The organism is Parabacteroides faecis (assembly GCF_014647375.1).
Classification (GTDB): Bacteria; Bacteroidota; Bacteroidia; order Bacteroidales; family Tannerellaceae; genus Parabacteroides; species Parabacteroides faecis.
The window spans coordinates 260,646-283,467 of sequence record NZ_BMPB01000008.1 but is presented as its reverse complement, the minus strand read 5'-3'; the positions used below and the strand labels follow the sequence as shown (position 1 = coordinate 283,467).

Below are 22,822 nucleotides of genomic sequence, written 5' to 3'. Positions count from 1 at the left end.
ATGAAACGGGGCTGTAGTATATATCTTACTGCAGCCCCTAATCTTATCTGTGATGGAGATGTATCAGAACCACTTGATCCTCCTGAAGATGAAGAATGCCAGTGCCGACAAGGTGATGGAAAAGAGTACGATCACGACAAATCCGTGCGGTAGTTCTTCTACATAGTTGATCACATTCATGCCGTAGAAGCTGGCTATCAGTGTCGGAACCATCAGGATGATCGATATGGAGGTCATGCGTTTCATGATGGTGTTCACATTGTTGGAGATGATGGAGGCGAAGGCATCCATCGTTCCGGTAAGGATATCGCTGTAGATGTTCACTGTGAGATGCGCCTGCTTCAATTCGGTTTCCACATCTTCCACCAGTTCGGCATCCATATACATCGGCTCCTGGAAAATACTTTGCAGCTTCGAGAGCATCACTTCATTTCCACGGATGGACGTATTGAAATAAACCATACTTTTCTCCAGCTTCATCAACCGCAGCAGGTCTTCGTTACGGATACTTTTCTCCAACGCTTTTTCGGCACGTGCCACTTCGTTGTTGATCTGTTTCAGATATTTCAGGAACCAGACGGCAGACGAATGGATCAGTCGCAGGATCAGGTCGTATTTATGACGTACGACGAGCTCCTTACGCCGGCTGTAACGAATGAAATCGGGCAATAACTCCGTCTTATGATAACAGACGGAGATAATGATCTCGTTATTCGTGATGATGCCGATCGGGACAGTTGTAAAAGGAATACCGCTTTCGGTGCTCTGTACCGGGATACGCAGGATTGTCAGCAACCAGTTCCCTTCATACTCGATACGCGGACGTTCGTCGGTATCTTCGATATCGCTCAAGAATGATTGGGGTACGTGAAATTGGTTTAAAAGGTATTGGATATCTTCGGGGGTAGGGCATTCTACATTTACCCAGCAGTCGGGAAGCCACTTGTCTTTTTCCACAAAGCCGGCTTCACAATAAAGAAACGATCTCATTATTGCCTCCTTTCGTTGTTGATACGAACAGAGGTAATAAGAAACCTCCGTCCGCTAATTTTTACTTGTTAATGTTTCTCGCGGAATACTGTCGTCCATAATTAGTTAATTACTTTTTACGGCTGCAAAGGTAGAAAAAAGGAATGAATACCAAATAAAAATCGTATTTTTGGCATTCGAAAATTACTAAAGAGAATGGCAGAAGGAACTAAAAATACCGGAAGAGGAAACTCCGGAAAGGGGAAACAAAAACCTGTTGTAGTGTCTGATATGGGACGTCTGCAGCCACAGGCTCGTGAGTTGGAAGAGGCCGTTTTAGGTGCCTTGATGCTTGAAAAAGATGCTTATTCGATCATCAGTGAGATCTTGAAGCCGGAATGCTTTTACGAAAAGTCGCACGAGATGATCTATGCAGCTATTGTGGATCTGGCAGCCAGCCAGCGGCCGGTCGACATGCTGACGGTGACGGAGCAGCTGAGGAAGCGCGGCGAACTGGATCAGGTGGGCGGACCGTTTTATATCTCGCAGCTGACCAGCAAGGTTGCCAGTAGCGCGCATATCGAATATCATGCCCGTATCATCGCCCAGAAATACCTGGCGAGAGAGTTGATCTCTTTCACTGCGATGATCCAGGGAAAGGCTTTTGACGAAACGATCGACGTGGAAGACCTGATGCAGGAAGCGGAAGGTAAACTGTTTGAGATATCTCAGCGAAATGTAAAGAAGGACGTAACCCAGATCAATCCCGTTATCAAGGATGCGATGGATTTGTTGCAGAAAGCGGCGAACCAGAAGGAAGGTCTGAGCGGTACGCGTACCGGTTTCGATGCGCTGGATAAGATCACTTCGGGATGGCAGAATTCCGACTTGATCATTATCGCTGCCCGTCCTGCGATGGGTAAGACGGCGTTCGTACTTTCCATGGCGAAGAATATGGCGGTGAATCATAATGTGCCGGTTGCTTTGTTCTCGCTTGAAATGAGTAACGTCCAGTTGGTAAACCGTCTGATCGTAAACGTATGTGAGATCCCGGGCGAGAAGATCAAGAGCGGACGTTTGGAAAGTTATGAGTGGGAGCAGCTGGACTTCAAGATCAAGGAGTTGTATGATGCACCTATCTATGTGGATGATACGCCGAGTCTTTCGGTGTTTGAGTTGCGTACCAAGGCTCGCCGTCTGGTGCGTGAGCATGGGGTACGATGTATCATCATCGACTACCTTCAGCTGATGAATGCGAGTGGTATGAGTTTCGGTAGCCGTGAGCAGGAGGTAAGTACGATCTCCCGTTCATTGAAAGGGTTGGCGAAGGAGTTGAACATACCGATCATCGCACTGTCGCAGTTGAACCGTGGTGTGGAAAGCCGTCAGGGAGCCGAAGGAAAGCGTCCGCAGTTGGCCGACCTTCGTGAATCGGGAGCGATCGAGCAGGATGCGGATATGGTTTGCTTTATCCACCGTCCGGAATATTATAAGATCACGGAAGATGAGCGTGGTAACTCGCTGGTCGGCCTGGCAGAGATCATTATCGCCAAGCATCGTAACGGTGCGACAGGTGATGTGCGTCTGCGGTTTAAAGGCGATTATGCGAAGTTTATGAATATAGATGAGGATGTAGCCGTGCGCGAGTTCTCATCGAATATGAACAGTGAGGATCCGTTACCTCCGATACCGCCTGCCGGTGCAGATTTCCTGAACCAGGGCAGTAGCAGCGAGGTTCCGTTCTGATCAATCGAGGATAAGATCATGTGCGGCCTGTTCCCGGATTTGCGAAGGGGACAGGCTTTTTTATTCGCTTTATGTTCTCTTTTTGTTTGCTTTATGTTACCTTTGTGATTGTTGTATGATATAATATCAGGTTTATGAAACGTCCGGAAATAGTAAAAGCAATAAAGAAAGTATTAAAACAGGTGGCTCCCGATGCTACTGCAATTCTTTATGGCAGTGAAGCACGTGGCGACGCACGGTCTGATAGTGATATAGACTTACTTATATTGGTTGATAAGGAGCGTATTTCTCTGGAGGATCAGATGCGTATTATCGAACCGATCTATGAAATAGAACTTCAATCAGGCGTACAGATCAATCCCTTTTTTGAAACGTTGAAGAAATGGGGCGAACGTATTACACCTTTTTATCTGAATGTAATGAAGGAAGGGGTCGCCTTATGAATGAAGAACTGAGGAATGAAATCATCCAGTATCGCATGGAAGCAGCCGAAGCATTACTAAAGGAGATAGATAGCCATATTAATAATGGCTTTTATAATACAGCTGTAAACCGGATGTACTACGCATGCTTTTATTCTGTAAGTGCTTTATTACTTCATCAGATGATAGATGGAGTGAAAACACATGAAGGTGTCCGTCAAATGTTTGGAAAACATTTTATTAATACAGGTGTATTGCCTAAAGACTTCGGAAAGTTTTACACCATATTGTTTGCAAAGAGAAGTGCAGCCGATTATGAAGACTTTCTGAATTACGATAAAGAAGCTGTCATGGAACTACAACCCCGGACAGAAGATTTTGTAAAAACAATACATGATTTGATTAGTAAGTAATATTGATAATTATCACTTGAATATAGAAACGCTCTTTTCACCAAAATCAAACCTTCCTTTTCCCAATTTCCCTATAATTTCCCCCTTCACAGAAAAAATAGAACATATTTAGAAAAATATTGCGATTGCGAAGATGGATTGAAAGTCCGAACTTTGTAGCGATAATGTATTGTGTGTATTTTGATAAGTAATAGGGATGAATAGAAACTTAGTTGCCAGAAAGCTGGCGGAGAAAATGAGTATGAGTTTAGTGGATAGTCGTGTTTGTGTGGATACAGTTGTGTCGATTATGGTCGAAGGGCTGCTTACAGATGAAAAAGTAACTTTTCACGGTTTCGGGAGGATCTTTCTGTTATCACAGAGACCTCGGACCGTGCGAAATCCACAAACAGGGGAATCCATGATGTTTGAGTCGCGTGACACCATACGTCTGAAGCCCAGCAGAGAGTTGATCGATAAGATTAATAAAAGGAAAAGAAAATGATTTGTTTCCGGTGAAGCGGGATGGATAAAAGCAACCTTAGTCCATACAGAACTATATTTATCACGGCTTCAAAGGTAGGAAATTATTTGATATGGTTACGACTGAGCCCTTATTTTATAAAGGAATTATACGTTTTTCTTTTTTCTCTTCTTTTTTACTTCTGCGGGTGAAATAGAGCACGGTACCAACCGAAGGTTTGGATATGCCTGCCATTCTGCGTAAACTCCTTCTATACTTTCACTGTTTTTTGATGTTTTCCCAATTGGCGTCAGATGTTTTGATATGTTTTTCATTTCAAAAAACGTGTTTATCTAATTGAGCCATAGTTCTGTATGGACTATGCATATCACTCCTGTAAATTTCAACAGTCTGTAAACGTATGATTGTATGGGTAATAAGTATTTCAAAGTATTGCTGCAACGACCTGTTTTTTGCGCAAAACCGAAAAAACACACTTCAAAATGCTACCCAACTTCTACTAAAAGACCGGAAACAGCAGGAGGTATCCTATAAAACAACAAAATAAACACCTGATACAATGGAAAAGATTGATCTACTTCAAAAGTTTTTGCCCGCAGGAGCTATCCTGACAGGGAATGCAGCCTCTCTGATGGCCGCAAATGAAAGCGAGGCAGCCTCGCCGGATGAGACGAGCTATCTCCTTTGCATTCTCATCCTCCTGTTACTGATAATGTGTGGTATCTCGATCCTCCTGTACCGCATCCTCAAACAGAAGATCGGTGATAAGCAGGAACAGAAACCAACCTCCGCCCAGATTCCGCCATCCGTCCCTGTGCCATACCCCGACCTCCGTGCCGAGAACGAAGAGTTGAAACAATCCGTCGACACCCTGACTGTGCGTAACCGGGAAATGCAGCAACTCATGGTAAACAAGATCAAAGAAACGGACAACTGGACTATCGAACAGGAAGCCAAATACCAGGAAGCCCTCAATAAGGCTGCCGAACTAGAGAAGATTCACAACTCATTTTTTGTTGAAGCAGTACATGAGATGCGAACACCTTTGTCGCTGATATTAGGCTATTTGAGTCAGTTAGTACAGAACCGCGAACTCGACAGGCTCGTGTCTACCCAGGTTCTTTCCGCCTACCGTAATACCCTCGCCTTGCAGGATATGATGTACCAGTTGCAGGATATCCGCCACGGCGACGATGTGGCAAACCATATGCGTCTCGCCCGTTACGACCTCGTCGAAATCACGAAGCAGATGTGCGACCTCTTTGTCGATTGGATCGCCATGAACAATATCGACTTCAAGATCAACACGCAAACCCCTGTCTTATGGATGATGATCGACCGCCGGAAGATGGAGTATGCCCTGCGAACCCTTCTGTCGAACTCCCTGAAAAATACTTTTATGTACGGAAAGATAACCGTCAACATCTTTGTTGTCAAAAAGGACGGTATCGCCTATGGTGCCGTAAGCATCCAGGACGACGGCCTGAACGAGCAGGAGAACACCCGTATCGGATTGAAGCAGATCCGCGATATGGCCGAGTCGGTTCGTGCCGAATTTATGTTGGAGACGCTTCCCGGGCAGGAGGGAACCTGTTGCACTGTGATGGGGCCGTTGGGTAAACATGCACTGATGGACCTCCCGGTCGAGTTTGTCGAACCCGATGCCAGCCTTGTCAAGCTTAATGAAATCCAGAAAGAAGAGATTTCCGGCTTCGTGCAACTCATTCCCCAGAAGAAAGAGACGGGTAAGAAACTGCTGGTGATCGACGACAGCGACCAGATACGCTGGTTTCTCCGCCATGCCTTGAATAAGGAATACCGCATCGTGGAAGCCCGCGACGGCGGCGAAGGTGTCGAGATGGCGAAGAAAGAACGTCCGGATGCTATCCTTTGCGACGTTATGATGCCTGTAAAGGATGGCTTCACCGCCTGCCGTGAGATCAAGACCAACCCCGCCACCTGTCAGACCGTTGTTATCATGTTGACTGCCAAAGTGGAGAACGAAGACGTGATAGCTGGTATCGAAGCGGGTGCGGACGATTATATCACCAAGCCTTTCGACCTCGAAATACTGCGCAGCAAACTGATGAGCCAGATCAAACGCCGCGAACAGATGAAAGAATTCTACACCCAGCCTTCGGAACTTTCGGGCGGCGGTCCGCTCGTCATGCCTGCTCCGCTCAACGAGATCGAAGTGGCGGGGAATGCTTTTATGGATAAAATCATGAAGACAATTGAAGATCATTTGGACGACCCTTGTTTCGATGCGAAATACCTCGCAGACGAAATGAGCATGAGCATTCCGACGCTTTACCGCAAAGTGAAAGCCTTCTCCAATTGCAGCATCCTCGAATTAACGCGCGGTGTCCGTATCAAACGTGCCGCCGAACTGATCCTGCAACAGAAATATTCGATTATCGAAGTCTGCGAGATGGTCGGCTTTAACGATATGGCGACTTTCCGCAAGCGATTTATCGAACAATATGGTGTCAACCCTTCGCAGTTCGGTCAGCCGGTGCGGGTGTAAAACATGGTATTCATTAAAAAAGGTGCAGATAAACAGAGGAATTTTTATCATTTAAAAATTACCGTACATCGGTGATAAATATACCGACAAGCGGTCAGAAACAGCTTCTCTACATTTGCATTGTCAACAAGAAACGATATGAAAAGATACTTAGTCTCTCAAGCGAAAAGAAGTGAAATGAAAAGATTTTAGATTAAGTATAGGTGTAAAATAGTATATCACTTTTAAATAAATTAAGTTATGAAATTACAGAATTTACTTTATGCAACTATGGTTGCTTGCGCATTCAGCGCATGTTCGAACGATGACGATCCTAACATTCCGGATCCTGCATTAGAAATGGATGCTACACTGACAGCAATGTTCAATACAGTAGGGGATGGAGGTTCCGGGTTAAAGAGTACCAAAGCGGATGATGCCACGTACAACACCATTTCTAAAATAGGTATTGCAGTATTCAACAAAGGTGCAATGGGCACTGCTATGGCAGAAGGAGCATTGATCGATTATCAGGTGAAAACAAATGTAAGTGACACTACTGCCTGTATTTCCGCAAAATCAGGAGCTGTAAGTATTTTGGTCATTGCCAATCCGAGAGGTGATATGTTTCAGGGTTTAAACACACTGGAAGGTTTTCTCGGAAAAATTGATGACACTGCTATGGATCCTACCGGTGCTGATTTATTGATGTCAAGCCAGGTTCATGATATAACGTTGAAGAAAGGCCGGAATGTATTTGCGAAGACTGCATCTGATGTTGATAATACAACTAATGATATGCTTGTAGGAAGCGACAATATTGCACTTTATCGTAATGTAGCAAGAGTGGAAGTACCCAAGATTACAGTTAGTCCTCGCGAAGGTTTTGGTAAAGGCGATGAAGTGACGTTTACTTTGAAATCTGTTTTTGTAGCAAATGTACGTAACAGTGTAAGAGTCGGAGGTTTGTCAGATAATGCCGTAGCTCTTTTATCTGCACAGAAACCGTGGTGTACGGTAGTTAATAATGCTACTGATAATTTGTCGGGATTTGCTTCTGACCCGCAATCGGGAAGTCCTTATCTTAAAGAATATGCATCAAAAACTCTCTCATATAATGGCAGTGTTGTCGATTTATCTCTTACTGCTGATGCTGATAAAGTTGAGCTCTTCGTTTATGACAATGCAGCCAACGCAGCGATCACTGCGACTAAAGATGATAATAAAGCAACTCTTCTGGTAATTAAGGGAGATTATGAATATAAGACATCGACGGGTTCAAAAGTAAAATCGGAAAATGCTTATTGGACTGTTCCTATCAACAATACCAACCTTGATGCTACAACAGGCAAAAATTTCCCTGCACATTATGGTGTACTTCGTAATGTTAAATACATAATCAGCCCGACTATCACAGGCCCGGGTACCGGTACAATTACTCCTGAAAGCACAGGATCCAGCTTGTCAGCTAAATTTGAAGTTGTAAACTGGGGCGAAGTAAACCTTGATCCAGATATCGACTAACAATCATATCACTTACGCTCAATAAATCTAATAGATGTTAGACGGATCGATCGGGGAGGACTTCCCTGGTCGATCTTATTACCAAAAAAACTTTCCGGTTAAGACGATAATAAAACAATTAATATATGAACATTAGGGTTTTATTTTACAATGTATTTCTGTTTCTCGCTTTTCTATCCTGTTCCCACGACGGCGACAAGGAGATCGATGGGAGCGGAGACGGTTCGCTTTCATTGCGCATAACGATCCCGCAGATCGGGACGAAAGCCGACGGAGACGCATCGGTCGAACGTCTCTACGTAGCTGTATTCGGAACCTCCGGCGAGAACACGGACAAATTGATCGTCGCCAGCGAAGTCACCCGAACGAATACGGTGGAAGACCTCGGACCGCTGAAAGCCGGTTCCATCCGCATGCTTGTCGTTGCCAACGCTCCTGTTGGTACATTCGACGGTTTAACCTCACTGGACCAGTATCTGGCCCTTACCCAACAACTGGAAAATCAAGAAACAAACCCCGCCATGAGTTCGGGAGTACAAACCTACCTGTTGAAACCCGGTAAGAACACCATCGGTATGCAGACAGCAGGTGCCAACCAGATCAGCGTATCCCCGGTGACCGTCTATCGTACGGCTGCCCGCGTTTATCTCAACCGACTCTATCTACGTCCGGTGGACGAATACGCCGATGAAACCGCCTTCAAACTCGAATCCGTCTTTATGGCAAACGTAAAAAGTACCTCCCATTATATCAGCGAGCAAAACTGGGGTACAGTGGAAGTCACCGATCGTACCCAACCCGACCTTTTCCTGTCGGGCGAAGAAGCCGATCTCGACAGCATCTGCAAAGTAGATGGCATCGCCGCACTATCAGACGCTCTGCGTACCGCCTATCTCTACGACTACCGCGGTCCGGAAGACGAAACCGCGCTGATCGCTAATTGTGCCGCCAACACCTACACTGTTTTTGAAAACATGCAGGAGGAAGAATGGCATACCATGCTGATCATTCGTGGCAGCTACCGTTTCAAAGACAAGAACGGGAAAATGCAGGAAGTGAAAAACACTTATTACCCGGTCGTTGTGAACCGTCAGCACGATACGATCGACAACGTGACGGAACACCGGTATATCCGCCGAAACGTGATCTACTCGATTGACGTCGTGATTAAAGGCCCCGGTTCAAACAACCCGTTCGACTTCGATGCCACCCTGACAAGCAAGATCGCGGTGCAGGCCTGGGGCGAAGTCGTGGAGAATCCTTCGATCGATTAATTCCGAAAATAAGTTAGATAATACAATACAGACATGAAACATTTTAAATTATATATCACGCTCTTATCTAGCCTGTTGCTAGCAGCCTGCTCACACGAAGAAGAACCATCCCCGACCCTGGGTGGAGAGGACGCATCTGTCACAGTCTCGGTGTCGGTGGATGGGATTGCCGCAACTAAAGCATTCTTATCCTCCATGGAAAATGTGATCCGGAATATGACAATTGTTTTTATCGATAAGCAGAATAATGAAGTAGTCGGGCATGGATATTGTTTGACTGAATTTAAGGGTTATATTGATAAATATGAATACACATCGGAACCTATCAACCTGAAAACCGGAACATATAGAATGCTTGTGATGGCGAATACGGTCGAAATATCTTCTTTTAAAGCAACAGACTATTATGATTATATATCTGCTGATTTCTTTCAGCCTGACGATATGATTTTGGCGTCGGAATTTGGGTTTCCTATGAGTTACGTAGACGAAGATATAACGATCGATAACAAAGAGACGACCATTACGGCAAAGGTAAAACGTGTTGTATCCAGAATCGAACTAAGTGAACTTTCCTTCAACTGGAAGGATCCCGATCTTAAATCTATTTCAGGTCTTAAATTCAAAATAAAACGTGTATTCGTTGCAAATGTGCGTCAGCGGACTTACCTGTTCGATACATCGACCTGGCTGCCGGAAGGAGTTGCAACGCATCCGATAGAATGTGTCGAAGATAAATATTACTGTGGTATAGAAGACCTCGGGTTGATAGTAGAAGGAGGAGATATTGCCAAAGGAAATGTAAATAAGTCGGTAATACCCTTTTACGATTTTATGGATGAAGGAATGGGGACAAGTTACTTCGGTGAGAATGAAAATGTGATTGATTTAAAACATGCAAATTTCTATGTCACCACCAATTCTCAGACTAAAGACGACGCTGCTCCCGTAATCCTTTATATAACAGGAGATCTTTATGACAGCGTGAACAATAAGACTGTCCTTTCAGATCGCTATTACCGCGTCAAACTGGAAAAAGGCGTAAAGCCGAATACCGTTTACAAGCTATCTGCACACATCACCGGTAAAGGTTCATACGCCCCGGGAGTCAATCAGGAGAATACCGACCTATCCGCTATCCTCAAGATCCAAAGCTGGGACGGTAAGGATTTAGACAAAATAACCATAGACGAAGATTTCGAATTATAATATGAAACAGATCGATCATATCCATAGATGGCTGGTTGCCGCCGTATGTGCCGCCACCCTTACCCTGACCGGTTGTATCCACGAAGATATGGCCCCCTGCTACAAGCTGACACTGAAAGCGGAGAACGCCAAAGGCGACGACGTCACCGCAAGCGCGCTTAACGATGCCTCCCTCTATGTTTTCGATGAAGGGTACGAGTATCTGGAAACCGTCCGTATGACGGAAGCCCAGATACACGACCATCAGGAAATAAGACTGAATTATCCGGAAGACCGTAATCTGCATGTGATAGCCTGGGGGAACGTTGCCGGAGGCAACCAGACTGTAACGGAAAGCGAGTTGATAGAAGAACTAAGGGTGATACTTAAAAGCCGTGATGGTCTGGCTCAAAAGCCCGACGACCTTTTTTACGGCAGCCGCCTCGTGCAGACGAAAGCCGGGGGCGGCCTGGCGGCGGACGATACTATCGTGGTACGCCCCAAACTCTCGCAGGTCAATATCCTGACGCAGGATATCAAATACGCCCTGCAAAAAAACGTCCCCTCCGCCGTCCCCGGTGAAGCCGACTGCAACTACTACGTCAACCGCACGTTGAACGCCTTCGACTACCGGGGTAACCTGACCGGCGATAGCGTCTATTACCATCCCGATGCCGGATGGGATGCCGACAACGAATATTTCGCGCCCAACTACCGCATGTGTGCCGGTGAAAATATCAACGTCGAACTGACCGCCGAAAATCAGACGCTCGGTATCGCCACCCACGATGACGACGGTGATCCGCTGGTCGCTCCCGAAGCCGGTATCCTGTATGTTGTCCTGCGCTTCGGCGAAAACGGAGCCTTGCTTTCCGTCCGGCAGACCGTCCGTCCCTGGGGCACCATAGACGATCATATCGAATTTTAAATCAATCCCCATTAAATCGAACAGACAATGATCCTACATAAAATATTTTTATTCGTATCTGTATCCACTTTGTTGGCCTCCTGTGCAAAAGACGACGGACCAGTAACTCCGCCGCTTGAACAGGCGCGTCTTTCCGTCGGGCTGCAATTGCGCAGCCAGGCGGGAAGCAAGGCGACCGACGATCCGAACGCGCTGCCCGGTGAAAGCGACATACACGACCTGTCCGCCTACGTCTTCAACAGCGACGGTTCCACCCTGATCGGCTACCGGCGTAACGACGATCCTGATCTTTCGATGCTCGCCATAACCGATATAGAAACCAGTGCCGAACGCATCCTGCTTGTCGTACTGGCGAACGTGCCTGCAGACCTCGACGGGACGGTAGGCAGTTACGCCGGATTGCAGTCGCGTCTGGCGGGGCTTGCCACGCAGTCGCAAAGCTCGCTCACTTTCAGTACGCAGGTGATCCGCTCGACACAGGCGTTGGAGAAAGGGGAGGACAACCTGATCGGCTACACCTCAGGTACGAACGTGGATAATATCTCCAGCCCTTTGCAACTCACCCGCATTGCCGCCCGTGTGGAAATGCGCAACATCGAAACTAATTTCGCCGGTACGCCTCTCGAAGGCAAGACCGTGCGTATCGACCATATCACGCTTGCCAACGTCAAAAGCAACTCCCGTTATTTCAGCGAAGCCGATTGGGGAGATGTCGAAGCCGAAGCCGCCGATGCTGCCCTGGTCTATGGTGCAGGTGCTTCCGAAGCGGCTTCCTCCTTTGCCGAGGGTTCGCATCCGGTAGATTATCTCGGGGCGGACTTCAACCGGACGGTCAGCGACAACAGCCCCTGGTTGTCGCCTGCTTACAGCAACTACGTTTTCGAGAACAGTTCGTCCGATGCGTCCCCGACGCTATTGATCGTCAAAGCTACCTTGGTGGAGACGAACCAGACCCGCATCTTTACGTCGCCTGTCAACCGCAACGGCGTGCAGAACGGCTACGATCACAATTATGTGAAACGAAACTATATCTACCGCCTCTACGTCACCTTCTCAGGCACCAGCTTCGAGAGTGACGAAGCCTCGCTCGACGTCCGTGTCGAAGTGGCAGGCTGGGGCTCCGTACATCAAACCGAAGAAATAAAATAAAAGAAAAAGATATGAAACCGATCAAAAGTATATTCTTTCTACTGGCGGCGGCATTGCTGGCCGCCTGTTCCGCTCCCGGCGAGGAGGAGCCCGAAGTGATCGTTCCGCAGGATGCGACACTGACCTTGTCGGTTGCCCCCGGCTCGATATTGACGAAAAGTGCCGCGAAAAGCACGACAAAAGGCGCAACGGGTGAAGATCATCTGATGAGGAAAGGCGAAGACAAGATCAACAACATATTTGCCGCTGTGTTCCGGGAGGATAGCACGCTGCTGGCTTCGGCATACGTGGATTATGCGAATGTCAGCGGTGCTACACCCGACACGATACGTATTGCAGCCAAGAGCGATACGAAGTATATATATGCGGTGCTCGTCAATGTCGGCAAGCCCAACTTTACAAACATAAAAGAGTTGAGGGAACAGTATATTAAGCTCGAAGATATTCGGGTGGATAACCAGCCGATGTGTAGCCACTTTATAGATCTCACCAAACTGAAACCGGGCAACAACTACATCGGGTCGACAGAAACATTCAAAGATGTTCCGGCCGATGCCTTTTACAGTACCAATCCTGTGTCGGTCTATCGCACCGCCAGCCGCATCGATATCGAAAATATCGACCTGGAATGGCGCGAAGCGGATGCTGCCGACCTGAAAACCGAAGGTGCCCGCTTTCGTTTGAAACGGATCTATGTGGTCGATGCGAAAAGTGCCGCCGCCCTGGTGGATGACGCACTGCATAAAGTGGAATGGAAGGAAGGCGATTATAAGAATGGACGCGCTACAAACGACCAGGGATATTTATCCACACTCGACTTGTTATCTGTTACCGAAGCCGATGCCCCGATACTGACGGAAAACAGCAGTTATCCGCCGGTCGATGCCCCTAAGATACAATGCTACGTCACCGAAAATACAGGCGTGAATCCTACAACGATCATCCTGAAAGGCGATATCCTCCATAAGGACGAAGACACGCCGATCTTGTCGGATCGTTATTTCTTTGTTCGGCTTAAAAATATGACAGATACACAAGGTAAAAACCTTTCCGGCGTACTTCGCAACTACGTGATCCGTATCAGTGCGACGATTGCCGGACGAGGTTCCAGTGATGAAACATACAGAGAGAATGCCAAAGCCTTGGCTACGATTAGTGCTGACGACTGGGAAGTCGAAACACAGAAGACAGAGGTAAATTGAGAATGCAGATTGACACACGTCGATTTCTTCACCTCGGAGGTTTGGTGCCGGAAACGAGCCAAGCCATGTCCGTTCCGCCGGTTGGGAGGTAGTAACGTCCGTCAGGGCCTCCTTTCCGGCGGTTTGGATTAAAAAACAATCGTTTTTTCGTTCAGCACAATGGCGCGGGATGTTTGACGCACGTTTCCGTCTCCACACTTGCCGGGCAATATCAGAAACATAAAACAAACAGAATATTCATATAAAAACAGAAGATCATGGAAATAAGCACAATCAGCTTGCCCCGTATGAACAACGGGGCTCATTTTCTTTATAACACCGACTTTTATAACCGCATTGAAGCGGATACGAAAGTAAAAAATAAGGTCGCCGAAGTATTGACCCGTTACAAACAGGCCATCGACCACGAAGACGAAGCATTGACTATCTCCCGTAAAAGTCTCAATACCGACAAGATCGTCGAGTACGACCGTCGCCGCGACTCTCTCTATGTCGGCATAAAAAGTATCGTGAAGGCACAGCTCACCGTCTCTGATCCGGAGATTCAGAATGCCGCACGCGAAATCAATCAGATAATCAAGGACTACAATATCAATGTGAAGACACAACTGGACAAAGAAACCGGTCTCCTGATCAATTTTATCGACGATATGGAAAATAAATATGCCGACCAGGTGCAAAAACTGGCACTCGGTTCGTTTATCAACCAGTTGAAACAATCGAACAGCTACGTACGTTCCTATACTGCCAGCCGCAACGATGAACGGCTGTCAAATCCGGAGTATACGTTGAAGGAAGCACGTAAAGTAACGGATGAAGTTTATCTGGAAGTAGTCAAACTGATCAATGCGTATGCCGTTATCGAAGGGGATACCGATTATAAAGCATTGATCGCGGTGCAAAATCAGGAAATCGTACATTACAAACAGCAGGTATTGAAACAATCGGTACCTCCGGTTTCGGGTGACCCTACTGCCCCTATTGAACCTGATGCACCGAGCGGAGGAGGTGGTGACGACCGCCCGGAGATCGAATAATCCTTCAATCCTGTGGGGTACTTTTAATAAATACCGACCGAAAGGTGGCGTTCGTTGCAAACATCGGAAATTATCAGTCGGCGGTATTTTTATCAATTTCATGAGAATATATTTTTTCTATTGTTTTTCGGAGTCCGGAAAGCTCTTTTTTACAAGGTGTATTTATCGTTTTCATAGGGTATATTTATCAATTTCACGGCTTTAAAAAATACCTCTCCAGCCTGAAATATTTGCCGCACTTCGGCTATCGGGCAAGGCTGTACATTTGCATTGTAATCGTAAGGGTAAAATTTTAAATCGCAAATATACATTCCTATGAACACAAAAAATATCATTCTGGCAATTTTAATGGTGCTGTCATTCGCAGCTTGTTCTTCTGAAATAGAAGGTATCGACAACAATATGACAGACGCAAGTGTAAACAGTAACAGTGAAACATCTTTATCTGTACGTATGGTATCGAACGGAATCAATACAAAGGCTGACAACGATGTCAACGAATTTGCTATCGACAGTTATATGATAGCTGTTTTCGACTCCAAATCCGGCGAACGCATCGGTTTCACAAAAGAAGCATCTTCTTTTACGGATGAAACTGTAACGATCGACAATATCAGCACAAAAGAAGGAAAAGCAGACGTAGTCGTGATCGCTAATCTCGATCAGCATAATAACGATTGGACATTGTTCGACAATCTTTATACATACAACGAATTTGTAGATCAGACAGTAGGTTGTGTTCCTGGTTTGGTGAAAGTTGGAATTTCCAAAGGCGTTACTTTATCTGGAAGTGCAAGTACTGTTACCGTGGAACTGAAACAACTGACTGCCCGTGTCGTAGTAAATCTGTCAGCTAAAGCGGAAGGCGCAGGTTCGAATACTGTTGTAACGATGGTAGCAACCCGCTACGACGCAAAGATTGCCCGTGACTCTAAAATCATACCGGAAATTAATGCTCATGTGGATGGCGCAGCTCGTTATGATGGTGGTGTTTCTTCATTCTGGTATTGCACTACCAAAACGGAAGCGGCAAACATCGATGTAAATGTTGTAATCACCATTGATAAAGGAGACGGTAGCACACCGAAGGAAGTGGAAAAGACTATCTCTGTACCGTTCCTGAGCAACGGACAACCGGTGACGGTTCTTGAAAACGGTGTATCTTACAACATCGAGGTCGAGGCAAAGATAAGCGTGAAGTACGAAGTAGAATTGTCTTACCAACTGCATGCGATCAACACTATCACACAGGACGAAATCACTTTCAATTAATATTTTCTCGTATTACATCAATAATCCGATAAAAAGAAAAAACTATGATACATTCAATAAAAAATATATGCAACCTGTTGGCAGGCTTCCTGTTATTCGTCTCCTGTACGGACGAGACGTTGATCGGACCGAAAAAAATTATCGTAGAAGAAGGTCTGCCCGTTACTACAACGCTGACATTCGGAACCTCCGATCCGGTGAAGATCGAGACAAGAGTTTCGGATATCAGTGAGAACGATCAGGTCAGATCGTTAGCTGTACTGATCTTTAAAAGAGATGGCGGCAGTATGGTGAAAGTAGACAATACATTTTTCTTTGATGCCGACGCATTGACTATGGGCGCTGTCACGTTGAAAACAACTACCGGAGATAGATATGTGTATGCGGTGGCAAATTATAAGAGTTCCGTGTTTGGTGATCTGACATACCAGTTGGAAAATGTGAATACGTTGGAAGGCTTGAATGAGTTGTGTATCGAACTGGAGGAAAACAACACATCCGTACTGGACGGACAGTTTCTGATGAGCGGTTATTTTATTGGAAATACAGAGAGTACCGAAAAAGGAGCCTGCTGCATTACGGAAAATGGGGTGGTCGATCGATCGGGAAATTCCGGATTTATCGATTTGAAAAGGATCATGTCGTCTGTAAAGTTCAAAGTTTATAGCAATACTCCGGGGGCTACTTTTATTGTCGATAGCTGGCAGGTGAAAAATATCCCTCAACGGTCGTTCGTTTTGGAGCAGAATGGTGAGTGTAGCGGAATGTCATATGATAACACAAATAAAAGTTCTGTCTTCGTGGAGGAAGATGGTAAAAAAACGTTCTCTTTCCTGATGATGGAAAGCAAGAAGGAAGCAAAAGGTAGTGCTTCTACCCGTGATGAACGGGAAAAGATGTCTGATAGCTCTGAGAACTTTGATAATGCACCGGAAAATTCGACTTATGTAATATTGAAAGGTACTTTTTCGGGAACAACTGAGCAATCAGTAAATGGTGACATCTCCGGTAGAGAAGTTACCGCTTATGTTACCTATTATATACATCTGGGAGATTGGGGTACCGGAGGTGCAACGGACTATAACAATTACAAAATCCTTCGTAACAACCGTTACGTTTATACGGTCAATGTCAGAGGTGTAGACGACCTGATTGTCGAAGTTCAAACAGATAGCGAAAACTGGTCAGGTGATGGGGATATGCTCGTGTCAACTGATAATGCTATAATTTTTGATGCGCATTTTGAAACTACGATCATTTCTTTCTCAAAAAAGACGATTCGGGAATTGAGAGAGAAATATTCTCCGGACGGAACTGCTGCAGGTTGTACTTTGGAACGATTTAAAGAAAAGTTTCTGATCTATGCTTCTACACCTAAAAACAGTTTCCATCCCGGTGATGATGATGTCAATTGGGTTACTTATAGAAGGAATACAGAAGGAAATGTTGCTACTGATTTTATGAAATATAAATATTCGGCAAATGATAAAAGTCTTTTGAATGCTGATGGGTTTAAGACTGATTTATATAACGCTTGTGACGATTTGACAGATGATAATGATATTGTATATTATACTTGTTTCATCGATGAGTATTTTTATGGCGATGGTAATGGTAATTATAATGGGGCAGTGAAGTTAAGTGATTTCGTCAACCAACAACCCCGCATACTTCAGATTTGTACCAATTATATAAAGAATAATGAGACATCAAGCAATAGTTCTATCAGTACGGCAGCCTATACATTCTCACAGCGTTCGATCTGTACGATGTATGATATGGATAGAATGGAAAATAATGACGTGAATGGTTGGGGTACGGAATGGACACAGGAAAATCCCAATATGAAGATTGCTACTAATCTGGGAGAAAGAGTTGGATGGGCGAACAGTCTGTCACAAGGGCGTTATAATACGTGGGGAAATTTATCAAAAAGTTTTCCTGGATTTTATGGTCAGCAAAAAGCGTATTCATGGGCTAGTTATCTGAATTTTGCTACGAATACTCTTTGGCCTGACGGAAATAAAAAGGTTTATTTTGCAGATTTTGGCTGTTTGAATAAAAATCGGGATTTGAATGGTAATGGACAAATTGATGCTGATGAATTACGTTGGTATCTTCCTGCGATCAATCAGTACACCGAGTATCTCATTGGGGATGACGTTTTACCAGAAGAAGTAACCCTGGTTAATAGAAATAAATTCGATCATGGAGATATTTATGCAAGTAGTACTGCTCATATATATGCTGGTATGGCAGATACGCAAGTCGATCAGAGAGTCTTTTTGGCTAGTGAGGGTGGTTCGACTGCTTTTGCTAATAGCGCTGGAGGATATAAAGGGACTGTTAAACGTTATCGTTGTATCCGTAATTTGAGAAGTGTAACAGGGGGGACTGCAGCTTTGGCAACTCATAGTGAAACGACATTATCGGATGGATACACTTACCAATATCTTTATTTTGATAATTTAAATCCGACAGCAAAACGGGCAAGCGTTTCTCATGCTTTGACCTTCGGACATACTAACTTCGATGAAGAAGCACGCGTATCTGATGGTATTGAAGTGGGGGATATTAATAAAACGAGCCTGACTGCAGCGGAAATAAGTTTAATAAATCCGTGTGCATCGAAAGGAGAGGGCTGGCGATTGCCGAACCAACGTGAATTGGCTATTCTTACCTCTAACAGAAAGAATGAAGCGATAGACCGGGCTGCTACTATCTTTAGTTGTACAAAGAATAAATATTCTCCTAATAATACGAATAACAATAGTTCAGATAGGGTCTATTTGGGGTATTCCGCAGATATTGCAGGAAGTATGTCGATGTGGAGAGCAGGTTCTAAGGCAAGCTATCGTTGTGTAAGGGATATTAAAAAATAAACAGCATACTTTATGAATCGTGCAGAGTTAATAGAAATAATCCGTGACAGGTCGCATTTGAAGAGGAAAGAGATTATTGCCTGTCTGGAAATATGGGAAGAGGAAGTAGGGAAGGCCTTATTGCAGGAAGACAGCGTGATGTTAATGGGCTTCGGTACTTTCTCTCTTTGGAAGCAGACGGGTCGTCCGGGCAGAAATCCCAGATGCAACACCCCTTTTATGATCGCCGCCCGCAACAGTGTCAAATTCAAACCGGGTAAATTTCTCCTTGAATATCTCAACAATGCAGCCGATCCCGACGATAGTAACGGGCAGCCCGCAAACGAAGAATAAACAGACAAACAAGGAATATCGACAAACAAAATATAAAACAATAAACGATGAAGAAAAATATATTTATCCTGTTTCTGCTCCTTTTAATTATTCCGACCGTCTCCGGCCAGCAACCGCAACCTTCGGACGTTACTGCCCGTCAGACAGTGGCGATTGCCGGTCAACAGTCTTTGAACGTTTCCGGTGAGGGATCTTCGGTTGTTCCCGCCCTTCAGTTCGCGGTAAAAACGAATGTCCTTTACGATGTTACGACCTCTCTCAACCTCGGCATCGAAGTGGCTCTCGCTCCGCAATGGACTCTCGATATCTCCGCCAACTACAACCCCTGGAAGTTCGGCAACGGCATGCGTCTCAAACACTGGATGGTCCAGCCTGAAGCCCGTTACTGGCTTCGTGAAAAGTTCGCCGGTCATTTCTTCGGTCTCAACACCCAGTATGCCGATTACAATATCGGCGGCATCCGCTTCCTGAGCGACAACATGCAGTCGCACCGTTATCAGGGCAAACTTTACAGTGTTGGCCTGTCTTACGGTTACCAGTGGCACCTGTCTTCCCATTGGAGCATGGAAGCGACTGTCGGCCTCGGCTGGCTTCATCTCGATTACGACAAGTATCCTTGTGCTTCCTGCGGCACTCCGCTGTCTGTCTCCAAAAATTACTTCGGCCCCACAAAAGCCGCCTTGTCATTCATCTATTTTATAAAATAAGACGATCATGAACCAACAAATATTCAGCATTATGAAACGAGCATCAGACGTAGAATTAATCTTACTCAACGAAGTAGATAACAATCGGTACGTCCACCTTTATCTGGAAGGCGATACCTGGTGTGCATACGAGCGTTCGGCCTATTACCTGGCCGTGATGGATTTCCTGGTGAGCCTGGATATCGAGGTCGTTCATGATGGTTATGAAGTAATTTTGATGAAGGCCTCCTTCAACATCGACCAAATGCGCCTCCCTCTCTGCCGTTCCGCCGTACTCCGTTCTGTTGCCGACGACCGCCTGCTTTTTCAACTTGACAAACCCATTACCGGCTTCGTTGAATGGAAGGGTGAACAACTAAGCGGGATGCCTGCATAATTTGTCTCCCGTACTTGACGTGGGGAATTGTAGGAACGTATTCTTTTAGTAAGGGTAAAAAGAGAACGAAAAGTATTGTTTAAAATGGACTTAGTTCACGTAGAACTATTTTTTTTCCGTGTTCAAAGATATATATTTATTTTAAAAGATTTGATCCTCAGGCGTTATTTTATAACGACCTGTCCAGAATCATTTCTGACGCTGATTGTACCTTTTTTTCACCAGCCTTATAAGGTACAGTACACATTCAGTATCTGAAAATTTTGCCGGGGTCGTTCTGCTTTTATGTACACTTTGCCTCATTTTTGCGAAATACGACGTCGCATGCGACAAAATCTCTTGTTTATCATCTTAAAAAGTCTGTCCTCTTATCGTAACATAGTTCTACGTGAACTATGATTCTAGCACTTTTATCCCCTGGCAATCGTCCAAACCAAGCCTCTGCGTAGCCTAACGAATACAATGGCTCTTGCAGCAGGAAAACGATTACCGGATAAAAGTGATAAAATCAGGGTAAATAGTACTGTTTTTCTACTAAAAACGAACATAGTACGAATTTCACAAACAATCTCTCGAAAAACAACCAACTTATGACACAGATCATAGACATAGACTTGATTTATTTTAACGAAGTAGATAACGACAAATACGTCTATTCGGCCCTTCACCAGAATATCCAGGACTATTTCGATAAGGCAGGCGTAGAGATCATGTCGCCCCATTACACGGCGTTCCGGAATGGCAATGCTTCTACGATCCCCAAGAAAGAAGAGACGAAAACGAATTAAGCAGGCTGACTACCTATCTGTGCCCTTTTCCATTTGACGAAGCCGTCGATGGGTTTGTCGAGTTGGAAAAGGAGACGGTCGTCGGCAACAGTTATCAAGACGGCGGAGGGAATCAAAGGGAGACGCATGTGGTCTACGTTGAAAGAGGCTTTCATGATGATTTCACAACCGTCGTAAACAACCTCTTTGGCGAGGGTCACCGGAAAATCCTTTGCTACCAGATAGTATGCCGAACGCTCATAAGCGCACCAACAATCGTCTTCCAGATAAAGGTAGACGGTCGTCATATTGTTCGCCTCCTGGATATATGCGTTGATCTGGTAGACAGGATAGAAGTCGCTCAGGGCCGTTTCGAGAACGAAGGGAGCCGGTTCAGGCATCACTCCGGGTGTTGTTTTGGCGGCATCTATCAGAAGTTGATGCACTTTGCGCCAGGGGGTATCATAGCCGATCGTTACCTCCGAGTGGATGATCAGCCCGTAAGTGCGTGCCGATGATGTATAGTTGACTGTTTGTGATGACATGATGAAGGAGTTCGGTATCGTCACGATCTCATTCTTGATGGTGCGCAGACGGGTGACGAAGGCGGTCTTTTCGATTACGTTACCTACTGTATCGTTCAATTTGATCCGGTCGCCTTGCTTGAAGGCGCGCATATAGGTAATTACGAACCCGGCAATAATATTCCCGATCACCGTGCTGGAACCGAGCGAGACGATCAACCCGACGAAAACAGATACTCCCTGAAAGACGCCCGAATTGGCTCCCGGCAGATAAGGATAGATCATCGCAATCATAAAAGCATACAACAGGAACCGGATAATATGATAGGTCGGCATCGCCCAGTCCGAATAAAAACCATTAATCTTCAATCTTCCCGCATCTATCTCCGTGGCAAGATACCGGATGCCCTTAATGACGTATTTTATAACCAGGCAGATCACGATGATCGTGAAAAGATTAGGGATATAGCCGAGGATGCCTTCCAGGATATCTTTTACGGGATTCCAGATATAATAGGCGATCTTATACGCCAGTTCCTTCGTCTGCGGAAAGATGGAGAAAAGGATCGGTATCGTTAAAACCAACAGGATGAACAATAGGAGATAGCGGAGGATATTCGCCAGAAAGATCAACAGGGAGACCTGTTTCTGCGTATCCAGTATCTCATAATTCTGTATGGAGATCGGTTTCAGCTTGGTGTCTTTCAACTGCTGGATACGGTTTTTCACTTTCTTGTAAAGCCAGGAAGATAGGCGGAACAGCAGGAATTGCCCCAGCAATACCAATACGAAATAAAGGATATGTTTCCCCGTCTGCCACCAGCTGTCGTGATATTTCATCTCTTTCTCTTTGGCGACCGACTCTTTCCGTAGCGAGTCGAGTTTCTGTATCTGTCCGCTTTTCAGCTTGAAAGTTGCATCGTATTTTTGTAACCCGGACGAATCGATAGAGTCAGAGTCGGCATGCTCCGTCGTTATATCATCAGCCGAAAAAATATCCTTGATAACCTTTTGCAATTGCGCCTGCCCCGTTATATGCATAACCAATAGTAGCAGAAGAAGATATAATGATCTGTACAGTCTCATGTTGGCGTTCGTTTTTATTGTTGATTTAGATACAACAAAGAAGAAGCTAAATTG

Annotated in this window: 20 protein-coding genes and 1 pseudogene; 19 read left to right on the top strand and 2 right to left on the bottom strand. The window is 45.4% G+C overall.

Going from position 1 to position 22,822, the window contains the following annotated elements; genetic code table 11:
- Positions 1–63: 63 nt before the first annotated feature.
- Positions 64–990 (bottom strand): magnesium transporter CorA family protein, encoded by a 927-nt coding sequence (locus IEY67_RS13515; protein WP_075557303.1) that lies wholly within the window; start codon positions 988–990, stop codon positions 64–66.
- 195 nt (positions 991–1,185) lie between these two features.
- On the opposite strand from IEY67_RS13515, the gene dnaB reads away from it, so the two are divergent.
- The 19 genes from dnaB to IEY67_RS13425 all read left to right on the top strand — a co-directional run bounded on the left by dnaB (position 1,186) and on the right by IEY67_RS13425 (position 21,179).
- Positions 1,186–2,715, top strand: coding sequence for a replicative DNA helicase (gene dnaB / locus IEY67_RS13510; protein WP_075557304.1), 1,530 nt, complete (start codon positions 1,186–1,188; stop codon positions 2,713–2,715).
- A gap of 134 nt (positions 2,716–2,849) precedes the next feature.
- Positions 2,850–3,158 (top strand): nucleotidyltransferase domain-containing protein, encoded by a 309-nt coding sequence (locus IEY67_RS13505; protein ID WP_122373244.1) that lies wholly within the window; start codon positions 2,850–2,852, stop codon positions 3,156–3,158.
- The gene (locus IEY67_RS13500; protein WP_122373243.1) at positions 3,155–3,550 is read left to right on the top strand and encodes a HEPN domain-containing protein; all 396 of its coding nucleotides are present in this window, start codon (positions 3,155–3,157) and stop codon (positions 3,548–3,550) included. The genes IEY67_RS13505 and IEY67_RS13500 overlap by 4 nt, the downstream gene beginning before the upstream one ends.
- Before the next feature lie 196 nt (positions 3,551–3,746).
- Positions 3,747–4,034: an HU family DNA-binding protein gene (locus tag IEY67_RS13495; protein WP_122373242.1), complete on the top strand. Its 288-nt coding sequence runs from the start codon at positions 3,747–3,749 to the stop codon at positions 4,032–4,034.
- 538 nt (positions 4,035–4,572) lie between these two features.
- Positions 4,573–6,540: a hybrid sensor histidine kinase/response regulator transcription factor gene (locus tag IEY67_RS13490; RefSeq protein ID WP_229801059.1), complete on the top strand. Its 1,968-nt coding sequence runs from the start codon at positions 4,573–4,575 to the stop codon at positions 6,538–6,540.
- A 240-nt stretch (positions 6,541–6,780) separates the two neighbouring features.
- Positions 6,781–8,043, top strand: coding sequence for a fimbrial protein (locus tag IEY67_RS13485; RefSeq protein WP_122373241.1), 1,263 nt, complete (start codon positions 6,781–6,783; stop codon positions 8,041–8,043).
- Between the two features lie 125 nt (positions 8,044–8,168).
- Positions 8,169–9,317, top strand: a complete 1,149-nt coding sequence (locus IEY67_RS13480; RefSeq protein ID WP_122373240.1) for a fimbrial protein — start codon at positions 8,169–8,171, stop codon at positions 9,315–9,317.
- 33 nt (positions 9,318–9,350) lie between these two features.
- The gene (locus IEY67_RS13475) at positions 9,351–10,526 is read left to right on the top strand and encodes a hypothetical protein (RefSeq protein WP_122373239.1); all 1,176 of its coding nucleotides are present in this window, start codon (positions 9,351–9,353) and stop codon (positions 10,524–10,526) included.
- A gap of 1 nt (position 10,527) precedes the next feature.
- Positions 10,528–11,433 (top strand): FimB/Mfa2 family fimbrial subunit, encoded by a 906-nt coding sequence (locus tag IEY67_RS13470; protein ID WP_183671677.1) that lies wholly within the window; start codon positions 10,528–10,530, stop codon positions 11,431–11,433.
- Between the two features lie 27 nt (positions 11,434–11,460).
- Positions 11,461–12,582 (top strand): fimbrial protein, encoded by a 1,122-nt coding sequence (locus IEY67_RS13465; RefSeq protein WP_183671676.1) that lies wholly within the window; start codon positions 11,461–11,463, stop codon positions 12,580–12,582.
- 11 nt (positions 12,583–12,593) lie between these two features.
- Positions 12,594–13,784 carry a fimbrial protein gene (locus IEY67_RS13460; RefSeq protein WP_183671675.1) on the top strand — a complete coding sequence of 397 codons (1,191 nt, stop codon included), beginning with the start codon at positions 12,594–12,596 and terminating at the stop codon, positions 13,782–13,784.
- Positions 13,785–13,793: 9 nt separating this feature from the next.
- Positions 13,794–13,916 (top strand): hypothetical protein, encoded by a 123-nt coding sequence (locus IEY67_RS25325; protein WP_262889881.1) that lies wholly within the window; start codon positions 13,794–13,796, stop codon positions 13,914–13,916.
- A gap of 125 nt (positions 13,917–14,041) precedes the next feature.
- A complete protein-coding gene (locus IEY67_RS13455; protein WP_183671674.1) occupies positions 14,042–14,821 on the top strand; it encodes a DUF6261 family protein in 780 nt (259 codons plus the stop codon).
- 315 nt (positions 14,822–15,136) lie between these two features.
- On the top strand, positions 15,137–16,093 hold the full coding sequence (locus IEY67_RS13450; RefSeq protein WP_183671673.1) for a fimbrial protein: 957 nt from the start codon (positions 15,137–15,139) through the stop codon (positions 16,091–16,093).
- Between the two features lie 44 nt (positions 16,094–16,137).
- Positions 16,138–18,975, top strand: a complete 2,838-nt coding sequence (locus IEY67_RS13445) for a fimbrial protein (protein ID WP_183671672.1) — start codon at positions 16,138–16,140, stop codon at positions 18,973–18,975.
- 12 nt (positions 18,976–18,987) lie between these two features.
- Complete coding sequence (locus IEY67_RS13440; protein WP_183671671.1) at positions 18,988–19,308, top strand: HU family DNA-binding protein; 321 nt, start codon at positions 18,988–18,990, stop codon at positions 19,306–19,308.
- A 47-nt stretch (positions 19,309–19,355) separates the two neighbouring features.
- Positions 19,356–20,015 carry a DUF3575 domain-containing protein gene (locus IEY67_RS13435; protein ID WP_183671670.1) on the top strand — a complete coding sequence of 220 codons (660 nt, stop codon included), beginning with the start codon at positions 19,356–19,358 and terminating at the stop codon, positions 20,013–20,015.
- A 31-nt stretch (positions 20,016–20,046) separates the two neighbouring features.
- Complete coding sequence (locus IEY67_RS13430; protein ID WP_183671669.1) at positions 20,047–20,391, top strand: hypothetical protein; 345 nt, start codon at positions 20,047–20,049, stop codon at positions 20,389–20,391.
- 590 nt (positions 20,392–20,981) lie between these two features.
- Positions 20,982–21,179 carry a hypothetical protein gene (locus IEY67_RS13425; protein WP_183671741.1) on the top strand — a complete coding sequence of 66 codons (198 nt, stop codon included), beginning with the start codon at positions 20,982–20,984 and terminating at the stop codon, positions 21,177–21,179.
- A gap of 272 nt (positions 21,180–21,451) precedes the next feature.
- Here IEY67_RS13425 and IEY67_RS13420 read toward each other — a convergent pair.
- Positions 21,452–22,768, bottom strand: a pseudogene (locus tag IEY67_RS13420) (mechanosensitive ion channel family protein); the annotation flags it as partial.
- Positions 22,769–22,822 lie beyond the last annotated feature (54 nt).